The organism is Hydrocoleum sp. CS-953 (assembly GCF_002260545.1).
GTDB lineage: Bacteria > Cyanobacteriota > Cyanobacteriia > Cyanobacteriales > Microcoleaceae > Trichodesmium.
In genome coordinates this window covers 1-1,325 of the sequence record NZ_LGSU01000030.1, presented here as the reverse complement: position 1 = coordinate 1,325, position 1,325 = coordinate 1, and the positions used below count along the sequence as shown (strand labels likewise).

The following is a 1,325-nucleotide window of genomic DNA, read 5'->3' as shown; positions in this document are numbered from 1 at the left end:
TTATCTATCATTTGGTAATCTGAAATTCATTGATATTTATCTATATTAATCCTTCTTGTTTCAATTTAGATAGTGCATTTTTTGCAATATTAATCCTTCTTGTTTCAATTTAGATAGTGCATTTTTTGCAGCTTGTTTTTTTGCTTCTTTTTTACTACTACCTTTAGCTTCACCATAGTCTTCATCCCCTATAAAAACTCTAGCTATATATTCTGGTTGATGGTCATAACCACCATCTCTTTCAACTTCATAGGTAGGCTCAACTTTGAACTTTTATTGTACCTTTTCTTGAAGATAACCTATAGGGTTATCAATATTAATAAATTCTGTTTCATCCACATAATTAGCAGAATTTTTAAGAGCTTCAGCAAAAATTGGTTCTAAAAAATTGCGCACTGCTTCAATACCAGAATCAATATAATAAGCTGCAATAACTGCTTCAAAAGCATCACTTAGTAATGAATTATTTTCACGGCCTCCCTGTGATTCTTCTCCTTTACTTAACAGAATAAATTCTCCAAGGTTTAAATCTCTCGCCAACTTCGCTAATTGTTGATTATCTACTAAACTAGAACGTTTTTGAGTCATTTCACCTTCTTTCATTTTTGGGTATTTACTATAGAGATACTCTCCACTAAGAAAGTTCAGTAAACCATCACCAAGAAATTCTAAACGATTATTATCTACGCTTACTTCTGTAGGATTTTCATAAAGATAAGTTCGGTGAGTTAAAGCAACTTCTAAAAGAGAAGGATTTTGAAAAGAAATTTTTTCCAATATCTCATTTAATTTCTTTGTAATCTTCTTTTCTTCTTCTGGAGAAATAGAAGGAGTATGGAGATTTTCGTAACGAAATTGTTGTTGAGATAGAAGTCGTAACACTTCTCGTTTTTCTTTTTCTACTTCTTGTACTTCTGCTTCAGCTTCAATAGTTTTAAGAAGTCTGGCAATACTGTCAAGGGCACGGTAAGTATCATCAATAGAAAATGGAGTACCATGCGCCCATTTATTGCGCACTTCTATAAGTTCTTCTACTATTGTTTTACTCAAATTGTTATTTTTTTTGAATACATTATCCCATGTTTTTGAGATTAATTTTAGCTGTAAATATATATCTTCTTGAAGTTTTTTTTCTAAGTCATCTTTTTTGGCAATATTTAAAATTGGTCTGGCAGTCTTTACCCATTCATTTGGGTAAGTTACTTCCATTTCTTTGACAATATAAGGGTATAAACCCTGACTTAAAGTATTCAAGCTTTTGCAAATTATCTCTGGGTTATTACGGATAGTCATATTATTTTTCAGATTCAATAGTTGTTTAGTAT

1 protein-coding gene and 1 pseudogene are annotated in these 1,325 nt (G+C 30.9%); both read right to left on the bottom strand.

The window, feature by feature from the left end:
* Positions 1 to 60: 60 nt before the first annotated feature.
* Positions 61 to 255, bottom strand: a pseudogene (locus AFK68_RS43780) (putative dsRNA-binding protein); the annotation flags it as partial.
* 18 nt (positions 256 to 273) lie between these two features.
* Positions 274 to 1,325: Swt1 family HEPN domain-containing protein (locus AFK68_RS37785; protein ID WP_210407139.1), on the bottom strand; the 1,052-nt coding region annotated here is incomplete at its 5' end.